The organism is Mycobacterium sp. TH-M15, from assembly GCF_057473705.1.
Window position 1 is genome coordinate 1 of the sequence record NZ_JBYCLB010000256.1, and the last position, 9,381, is coordinate 9,381.

Annotated in this window: 8 protein-coding genes; all 8 read left to right on the plus strand. The window is 68.8% G+C overall.

Going from position 1 to position 9,381, the window contains the following annotated elements; all coding sequences use genetic code 11:
* Positions 1-945, plus strand: a 945-nt coding sequence (locus AC2VNT_RS06095; RefSeq protein WP_486945998.1) for a DUF5631 domain-containing protein, incomplete at its 5' end; no start/stop codon positions are given.
* Between the two features lie 79 nt (positions 946-1,024).
* Positions 1,025-1,342, plus strand: coding sequence for a DUF2710 family protein (locus AC2VNT_RS06100; protein WP_486945999.1), 318 nt, complete (start codon positions 1,025-1,027; stop codon positions 1,340-1,342).
* Between the two features lie 43 nt (positions 1,343-1,385).
* Positions 1,386-2,873 carry a type VII secretion protein EccB gene (gene eccB / locus AC2VNT_RS06105; RefSeq protein WP_486946000.1) on the plus strand — a complete coding sequence of 496 codons (1,488 nt, stop codon included), beginning with the start codon at positions 1,386-1,388 and terminating at the stop codon, positions 2,871-2,873.
* A gap of 2 nt (positions 2,874-2,875) precedes the next feature.
* Positions 2,876-6,958: a type VII secretion protein EccCa gene (eccCa, locus tag AC2VNT_RS06110; protein ID WP_486946001.1), complete on the plus strand. Its 4,083-nt coding sequence runs from the start codon at positions 2,876-2,878 to the stop codon at positions 6,956-6,958.
* 110 nt (positions 6,959-7,068) lie between these two features.
* The gene (locus tag AC2VNT_RS06115; protein ID WP_486946002.1) at positions 7,069-7,371 is read left to right on the plus strand and encodes a PE domain-containing protein; all 303 of its coding nucleotides are present in this window, start codon (positions 7,069-7,071) and stop codon (positions 7,369-7,371) included.
* 11 nt (positions 7,372-7,382) lie between these two features.
* Positions 7,383-8,600: a PPE domain-containing protein gene (locus AC2VNT_RS06120; protein ID WP_486946003.1), complete on the plus strand. Its 1,218-nt coding sequence runs from the start codon at positions 7,383-7,385 to the stop codon at positions 8,598-8,600.
* 153 nt (positions 8,601-8,753) lie between these two features.
* Positions 8,754-9,086, plus strand: a complete 333-nt coding sequence (locus AC2VNT_RS06125; protein ID WP_486946004.1) for a WXG100 family type VII secretion target — start codon at positions 8,754-8,756, stop codon at positions 9,084-9,086.
* A gap of 36 nt (positions 9,087-9,122) precedes the next feature.
* Positions 9,123-9,381 (plus strand): WXG100 family type VII secretion target (locus AC2VNT_RS06130; RefSeq protein WP_486946005.1); only part of this gene is annotated, 259 nt, incomplete at its 3' end.

Below are 9,381 nucleotides of genomic sequence, written 5' to 3' on the forward strand. Positions count from 1 at the left end.
GGCGCGGCGGCCCGGGCCCCGCCGGCCGGCCGCCACGGCACTGTCCCGGTCGCACCCGCGCTGCCACCGCTGCCACCGCTGCCGCCGCTGCCGCCGCTGCCGGAGCCGGCCGTGCCATCGGAACAGACTCCGCCGCCCGCACCGGCGGCACCGGCCTCCGAGGTGGAGGTTCTGGTGCCCGGCCGGATCCACCGGCACCCGGTCGACCCGGTGGTGATCGAGCCGATCGAGGAGACGGTCCCGGAGCCGCTCGCCGAGGAACTGGTCGAGCCCGAGCCCGTCGCCGGCGTCCGTTACCCGGCGGAGACCACCGAACAGCGGCTGCGCCGGCTGCTGGCCTTCGTGGCGCGCCAGGAGCCCGGGGTGCGCTGGGCGGCCGGCACTCGGGCGGATGGCAGCGTCGCACTGGCCACCGACATCGCCCACGGGTGGATTCCGTCCGGGGTGGATCTCCCCGCCGAGGTGCGGCTGGTGGAGCCCGGCTGGCAGGACGGCACCGTTGTCGCGCTGCTGGGGGACACGACCGCCGCGGAGAGCTATGCCCCGGGTGACCGGATCGGCTGGAGCAGCGAATCGGGCCCGGTCGAGCCGTCCCGCGCGGCTCGCGCGCTGCCGATGGTCGACGACCTGGGCTGGCTGCTCGCGGAGGCCACCCACTGGCGGGACGGCCTGCCCCGCATGGTGAACACGCTGGCCAAGGCGGGCGCAGCGGGAACGGGAGTGGTCGACGCCGAGGTCGACCTGCTGCGGGTACACCTGGACACCGCGCGATATCAGCTGCTGGCGCAGTACCCGGACGTCGAGATGGCGCTGGTGTTGAACTGCATGCTGCTGGCCGCAACCGACGCCATCGCCACCGGCGACGAGGTGAGCGCCAACTACCACTTCGCCTGGTTCCGCACGCTGAGCAACCCGCCGGCCGGAGGCTGGGGCCGGCACCCCTGACGCTGTCGCGGCCGGTGCCGGTCGGGTCAATCCGACGGATGAATTGACCCTGATCGCGGCGGATCGACATACTGGGCGGGTGTCGGGGGCGGAGAGCCGCGCAGACCTCAGCGACAAGGACCTTGTTGACGCGGTCCTGCGCGACCTGCGGGATGCGGCCGAGAAGTGGGAGACACTGGTCGCCGAAGCCGAGAGCATCACCTACAGCGTCGACCTCGGCGACGTGCACGCCGTCGCCGACGCGGACGGCAGGTTGATCGGGCTGACCTTGCACCCGGACGTGGTGACCGCGTACTCCTATCTGGAGCTGACGGATCGACTCAACCTGGCGTTCACCGCCCTGCGGGAGGAGGCGGAGGCCGACTACGCCGAACGCTACGGGGGAGGAATCGAGTGACGATCGCCCCGTCGGACTGCTGCGCGCCGAAGGACCGGCGACCATGCCGTTGAACCTGTCTAACCGCGATCAGAACTCCGGACATCTGTTCTACAACCGCAGGTTGAAGGCCGCGATCACCCGGTTCTCGGTACGGATGAAGCACGACGATCGCAAACAGCAGGCGGCGGTGGCGCTGTCGATGGTGTTCGTCCTGATCGGCTCGGGCTGGATGGCCTTGCTGCACTTCATGAAGCCGGCCGGCTTGGTCGGCCAGTCCACGATCATCGGCGACCGCGACACCGGCGCGGTGTACGCGAAGATCGACGGCCGGCTCTATCCCGCGCTCAACCTGACCTCGGCGCGGCTGGCGGTCGGTAACGCCGCAGCTCCGTCGTGGGTGAAGGCCGCCGAGATCGCAAAATACCCGACCGGTCCGACGATCGGCATCCCCGGTGCCCCGAGTTCGCTGAACATCACCGCCAACTCGGTGTCGGCCTGGTCGGTCTGCGACACGGCACCGGCCCGGGGCGCCAAAGGCGCACCGGTGGTGACCGCGATCGCCGGGGAGCTGTCGACCGGCCGGGCCGCCCCGATGGGGAAGGACCAGGCCGTCCTGGCCACGCACCAGGGCGGCACCTACGTGATCTGGAACGGCCACCGGTCGCGGATCGACCCGGCCGACAGATCGGTGACCTTCAACTTGGGACTCGACCCGGGGGAGACCCGCCCGGTGCAGATCTCCAACGCGCTGTTCGACGCGATGCCGGCGACGGAACCTATTGTGCTGCCGGACATCCCGGAGCGGGGCAGACCCGCATCGTGGCTGCCGGACGCGACCGTGGGCAGCGTGGTCCAGACACAGGACGCCACCGGGGCGGTGAGCGGGTTCTACGTGTTGCTGGCCGGCGGCGTGCAGAAGATCACCGGCTTCGTCGCCGACCTGCTGCGGACCGCCGACTCGCAGGGCTCGGCCGCGCCGAGGCTGATCTCGCCGGACAAGCTGGTCGGCATCCCGGTGGTGGAGGTGCTGCACGTCGACTACTACCCGCTGGGCAAGCTCCAGTTCGTCGACACCGCGGCCAACCCGGTCACCTGCGTCGCGTGGTCCAAACAGTCGACGGACCCGCAGGCGGCCATCGCCGCCGTCAGCGGGCGCGGGCTGCCGGTGCCGATCGGCATGGACTCCCGGCTGGTGCGACTGGTCCGTGACGATCGGTCACCCGACTCGGTGGAAGCCGACCAGACACTGGTGCTGCCGGGCGCGGCGAACTTCGTCGCGACAACCAGCAGTGCGCCGGCCTCGGACAGCCGGGAGAGCTTGTACTGGCTCTCGCCGCAGGGTGTTCGGTACGGCATCGAGTGGGAGCAGAAGACGGTGAACGCACTGGGACTGGACGCCACGCGGGCCGTGCAAGCCCCGTGGCCGATGCTGCGGACCTTCGCCGCGGGGCCGGCGATCAGCCGGGCCAGCGCGCTGTTGGAGCATGACACGGTGACGGTCGGGGGAGCGGTGGCCCCGGTGCCCGGGACCGAGCAGTCGGAGGCGTAGGGGTGTCCAAGCGCGGTTTTGTCCGGGAGAAGCGCAAGCCGGTTCCGGTCGTTCCGCCCGCCCGGGTGGCGGTCGCCGCACCGCTCGCGCTGCCGGAGCGTGAACCGCGCAACATCTTGATGATGATCGCGATCCCGGCGCTGCTGGTCGGCATCATCGGCACCCTGGTGGTGATGTACACCTCCGGGGTCAGGTCGCTGCAGTCCGGTTTCTTCCCGATGATGGGGCTGTTCGGGTTCGGCGCGCTGATGTTCAGCGGCCGGTTCGGTCGGGGTCGCCGGGTCTCCTGGGGCGAGCAGGAAAAGCAACGCCGCATCTACCTACGCCAGCTCGACGACGATCGCGACGAGGTACAGCGGGCCGCCCAGGAACAACGCCGCGGCCAGCTGTTCGTGCATGCCGATCCGCAGCGGCTGGACACCGTGATCGGCGGTCCGCGGATGTGGGAGCGGCGCAGCACCGACCCGGATTTCCTGGACGTCCGGGTGGGTGTCGGGGTGCAGCAGGCCAGCGACTCGGCGGTATCCCTGCAGTGGCCGGAGGTGCCGGTCGGCGAGGAGCTGGAGCCGGTGACCGGCGGCGCGCTGCGGGATTTCATCCTCGAGCAGAGCAAGATCCGGGGGATCGGCAAGGTGCTGAGCCTGCGGTCGAAGCCGGGCTTCAGTTTCGTCGGTGAGAGCCTGGCCGACCTACACGCTCTGCTGCGCTCGGTGCTGTGCTCGCTCGCGGTCTACCACAGCCCCGGGGATGTGAAGCTGATGGTGGTCACCCGCCATCCGGAGCTGTGGTCGTGGCTGGTCTGGCTGCCGCACAACCAACATGACGAGATGTTCGACGCGTGCGGACTGCGCCGGCTGATCTTCGCCGCGCCTATCGAGTTCGAGGAGGCACTCGATGCCGAACTGCACCGCAAGGGCCGCGGCCCGTGGGCCCCACCAGCCGGAACCAGCCCCACCTCGATGCCGTCCCCGATGGAGTCGGCGGCGACCGGGCAGGGGCTCGGGCCACACTGGGTGATCGTCGACGACAACGCCGGAACACCCGAGCAGTGGGAAGGGATCACCGGGCAGAAGGGCATGGCCGGGATCACGGTGCTGCGGTTGGCCACCCGAGCCGGGTTCGGCGTCGGATTCGACAGCGAAGACGAGCGCTTCGAACTGCGCCACGGAAAGCTCTTCCACCGCGGCGCTTTCTATGCGGTGCCCGACCGGCTGGCCGAGAGCACCGCCAGCCGGTTCGCCCGGGCGATCGCCCGCTGGTCGCCGATGACCGCCGGTGAGCTGTCCCAGACCGACAGTCAGGGCGGGGAGTTGCTGCGTGCGCTGGGCATCGCCGACCCCCGCCAGCTCGACGTGGACCGGTTGTGGGCGGAGAGCCGCGGCCGGGGCGACCCCAAGTGGGCGACGGTGCCGGTCGGCGTGAAGCCCGGCGGCGAGCTGCAGAACATCATCTTGCGCGCCAAGGACTTCGGCGGCTTCGGTTTCCACTCGGTGGTGATCGGAACGTCCGGATCCGGCAAGTCGGAATACTTCCTGTCGCTGTGCAGCGGGATCGCCCTGACCCACTCGCCGGAGACGTTCATCGTCATCTTCGTTGACATGAAGTTCGAGTCGGCTGCCCAGGACCTGGAGGGCTTCCCGCACGTCGCCGGTTCGCTGTCCAACCTCGGCAAGGACGAGCGCCATCTGGCCGACCGGATGCGCAAGGCGGTGAACGGGGAGATCCACCGCCGCTACCGGCTTTTCAAAGAGGCCGGCGCTCGCGACGCCAACGAATACGAGGAGATGCGGCTGGCCGGCCGCGACCTGGAGCCGGTGCCGATCCTGCTGGTCATCATCGACGAGTACCTGGAGCTGTTCATCCACCACCCGGAGTGGATCGACCTGGTGATCCACATCGGCCAGGAGGGCCGTGGTTGTAACGTCTTCTTCACCCTCGGCGGCCAGCGCCTGGACCTGTCTTCGCTGAGTAAGGCCAAGAGCAACATCGCATTCCGGGTGGCGCTACGGGCCGAGACCGCCGAGGACTCGCGGGACGTGATCGGCAGCGACGCGGCGCTGCACCTGCCGTCCCGGGAGAACGGCTATGCGTTGCTCAAGGTCGGGCCGCGTGACCTGGAACAATTCCGGTGCTTCTACGTGTCGGCTCCGTTTGTGTTGCCCAAGAAGGTGGTGCACAGCAACGAGCCGGTCGCCGTCAGCTTCTCCCAGCCGCGGCCGATGACCTGGGAGTACCAGCCGTTGAGCGAAGCCGACAGCGCCGCGCTCGCGGTGGTCGACGAACCGGAGGAGCCGGACGAGTTCCTGTTCCACGCCGACGGTTTCCGGAAGAAGAAACTGGTCGACGTGATCCGCGAGTCGCTGGTATCCCACCCGGCGCGGCCGCCGCACCAGATCTGGCTGCCGCCGCTGGAGGTTAGCGAGCCGGTGGACGCGCTGGTGAACGTATGGCGGGGAAAACCGTGGCACGTCGACTATGGGCAGAACGCGGGCCTGATCTTCCCGGTCGGCATCGTCGACATCCCGGACGAGCACGCGCAGCACGTGCAGACGATCGACGCCGAGATGGACAACATCATGGTGGTCGCGACCGCGCAGCGCGGTAAGTCGACCACGTTGATGACGCTGATGACATCAGCCGCCCTGCTGTATCGGCCGGAACGGGTGACGTTCTTCTGCGTCGGCGCTGCGCTGTATCCGATCGAGGAGCTGCCGCACGTGGCCGCGGTGGTGAGCCTCAGTGACGCCGAAGGGGTTTCGCGTACGGTCGCGACCGTCGAAGGGCTGATCCGGGCGCGTGAGGTGGCGTTCAAGCACTACCAGATCGACATCAGTGAGTTTCGGGAGCGGCGGTTCGGCGGCGGCGGTGGCGGTGGGACCGACCCGGAGGACAAATTCGGTGACGTGTTCTTGGTCGTCGACAACTTCGGTGACCTCTACGAGAAGGACCCCGGCACCGGCGACCGGCTGATCGCCGTCGCCCGCCAGGGCCTGTCCTACGGCGTCCATGTCATCACCAGCGCCACCGCCTGGTTCGTCGGACAGAAGCAGGGCCTGTTGAACGTCTCGAACGCCCGCATCCAGCTGCGGCTGAGCAACCCGGATGAATCGCAGATGGGCAGCAGCCTGGAGCATCGCAAGGCCGCCCGGAACACCCTGGACCGGCCCGGCTTCGGGCTGACCCGGGATGGTTGCGAATTGTTGGTCGGGGTGCCGGAGATCACCGGCCCGGACAGTCAGCGGGCCGGCACCCGACAGATCGGCGCGATCATCAGCGGGGTCGCCGGCACCGGCAAGGTGGAGACGTTGGCCAGGCTGCCCGAGAGCGTGCCGTTGGCGCAGGTGATCGCGGCGCACGCGGAGAGCCCGGACGGCGGGGATGCACTGAACATCCCGTTCGCGATCGGCGAGTCTGCGCTGCAACCGGTGGCGTTGCCGGCGGGGTCGGTGCCCAACATCCTGGTCGTGGGGCGCCAGTTGTGTGGGAAGACCACGACGTTGGCGGCCTTTGGCCAGGCGATCACCCGTCGAATGTCGCCGGAGCAGGCCCAGATCACCATCATCGACCCGAAGACATCGTTGATCGGACGGGTGCGCGGCGAGCATGTGCGTGGCTACGCCTACACCCCCGACGACATCGACCGCGTGGTAGCCGAACTGGCGACGCTGCTTCAGGACCGGCTGCCCCCGCCGGGGCTGAGTCAGGAGGAGCTACTGAGCCGGCAGTCGTGGAAAGGCGCGCACCATTTCGTGCTGATCGACGACGAACAGGAGCTGCGACCGCACGGCGGCATCGGTAAACCGGCGGCGCTGGCGCCGTTGTGGGGATTCGTCGAACGCGGCCGCGACGTGGGCTTGCACGTGATCGCGTCGCGCACCCCGGGGAACTGGGCCGGGACATCGGTGATGAGTCCGTTCCTGCAGAAGATGACGGCCGCCCGGTCGCCGACGCTGTTCATGGATAACGACCCGGGGACCGTCAAAGTCTTCGGCAGGATCGCCGCCCAGCAGCTGCCGCCCGGGCGTGGCCTGCTGGTCACCACGGACGGTGACATCGAAGGCGTCCTGGTGGGTACGCCGGATTGACCGACCGGCCGGGAGAGCCAAAAGCCGGCTTTTTGTCGACAGCCGGTGGTCTCGGCATTTAGAATCAGACGCCGGGTCTCGGCTCGGCGTCGACGGTATGGGGAGGCACGATGTTCCTGATCGGTGTTAACACCCTCGCGGTAAACCTGTCTGCGCTCACCGAGTCGGTGATCAGCGGGGAGATGGCCGCCAGCACGGCCGGTGGGTCGGCGGCCCTGATCGGGACGGTGCCGATGGCGATGGACGCCGATTCCGCGGCGTTCGCGGCCGCCCTCAACTCGGCCGGCGGCGCGTACCTGGGCATGGCCGCCGAGCACGTCGGCCAGCGGATGGCGTTCTCCGGGGCGCAGAGTCTCTCCACGGTCACCTACCTGCTGAACGAGCTGGCCGGCGCTGCTCAAATGGCGCTCTAACAAGGCGCGACATGGCTGATCCCCGGTGGATGGCCCCACCCGAAGTCGTCGCGGCGATCTTCGAGATGGGGCCCGGGCCGGCTTCTGTGCTGGCCAACCAGTTGGTCTGGGTCACCGAGGCGATCAGCCACGAATTGATGATGGGACTCTCGGCGGCCAACGCCGGCGCGACCGCCACCCAGTGGATGGGTGGGGGTGGTATTGCCTCGCTGACCAGCGCGTTCGGCCTCAACGCCGGGCTGCAGACGCTGGTCGGGTGGGTGACGCACAAGATCGCTGTCACCCAGGCCGCGGCGGATGCGTTCACCCTCGCCTTGTCGACGGTGATTCCGTCACTCGTCGCCCAGACCAACCGGGACGAGACCGCGACGCTGCACGCGACCAACTTCATGGGTGTGAACACCCCGGCGATCATCGAGCGGGATACCGAGTACTTCGGTGACTACTGGCCGCAGAACTCCAGTGTCGGCATGACCTACGCCAACGTGCTGGCCGGCCTGATGGCCAACCTGGGCCTGCCGCCGCCGCCGGCACCGATGGGTGCCTCACCGGCCGCGCCGATGCTGGCCGGCACCTCCGCCGCCCAGTCGGCAGCGCGTGCCGCGTCGGGCGGCTTGACCTCGGCGGCCGGTACCGCCGCCGACGGGCCGGCGCAGGCGGCCTCGTCGACCGGAGGCGACGCGGCGTCGATGATCCAGCAGGTGCCACAGCTGTTCTCCACGCTGGCCGAGCAGGCGCTGTCGTTCGCCGGCATGCCGGCGTCGGCGCTGCAGAGCTTCACCAGCGTGCCGCAGATGTTTACCAGCCTGTTCGCGTCGTTAAACCCGACCGGCGGGCTCGGCGCCGAGGGCGCGCTGGCCAACGTGGCCGCGGCGCCGATTCAGGCGACAGCCGGCGTGGCGACCGGCGGCACCGGGGCGGTCGGCGGTGTCGGCAGCTACCCGGCCGCGTCACTGGCCACCTACACCAGGCCGTCCAGCACCTTCTCCCCGGAGCTCGGCGGCCGGCCGGCCGGTCGGGCCGGTGCGCTCAATGCGGCCGAACTGCGTGCCCCGGTGACCACGTCGGCGATGGGCGGCACCCCGATGCCGATGTCCGGGGCCGGCGGAGCCGGGATGCTCGGCCGGGCCGGCGGTGAGGGCGGAGAGCGGGACCAGGGTCCCCGCGCGCGCATCCTGGTCGGCCCGCAGCCGCCGAATCAGGATCCGCCCGAGGGAGAACTCCGCTGATGAACGTGGTGACCAGGTACGCGGCTATGCCGGCCAGGACGCATCTTCGGTCTTCGGCTGACTTCTGCAGAGTGAAGTGACAATTATCAGGCCGCGTCTAGACTCGACGCACAAGCCCCACCAGGGGGGATCGCTAGATATCGAGGAGAGTGGTTGATCATGGCACCTGTCGGGATAACCGTACCCCCGGAGTTGCTGAGAACGACGGCGAACAAGATCGAAAACGATTTGCAACACGCGACCGCAGTGGTAAATGCCTACCTGAGTCACCACGAGAGCGTGGTCAGCGCGGCCACCTTCACCGGGCTGGCTGCAAATGCATCGCTGAACACCGCCGGGCAGCTCCACCACGACCTGGGCCAGACGATCAACGGCTGCAACAGGCTTGCAGATGGCCTTCGCAAGACAGCGGCTCTGATAGAAGCGCACGAGGACGACGGGCGACACGCTTTCGACGCGGTGTTCGGCATGTCCGCCAGCACCTAACAAACAGACAACGCAAACCAACGTAAGGAGTATCCAATGCTTGGCGATCAGATCACGTACGGCTATGCCGAGGTAGCCGACCTGGCCGACAACGTCGGCAACACGGCCGCGCAGCTGCTGGAGATTCACGACGACATCCGCCAGCTGACCCAGGCGCTCGCGGAGTACTTCATGGGTAAGGGTGCCACCGGCTTCTTCGACGCGCAGCACCAGGCGCTGCACGGGTTGGAGGGGTTGATCAACACCGTCAGCCAGCACGGCCAGACCGTCACCACCGTGCACGGTCGTGCGAGGG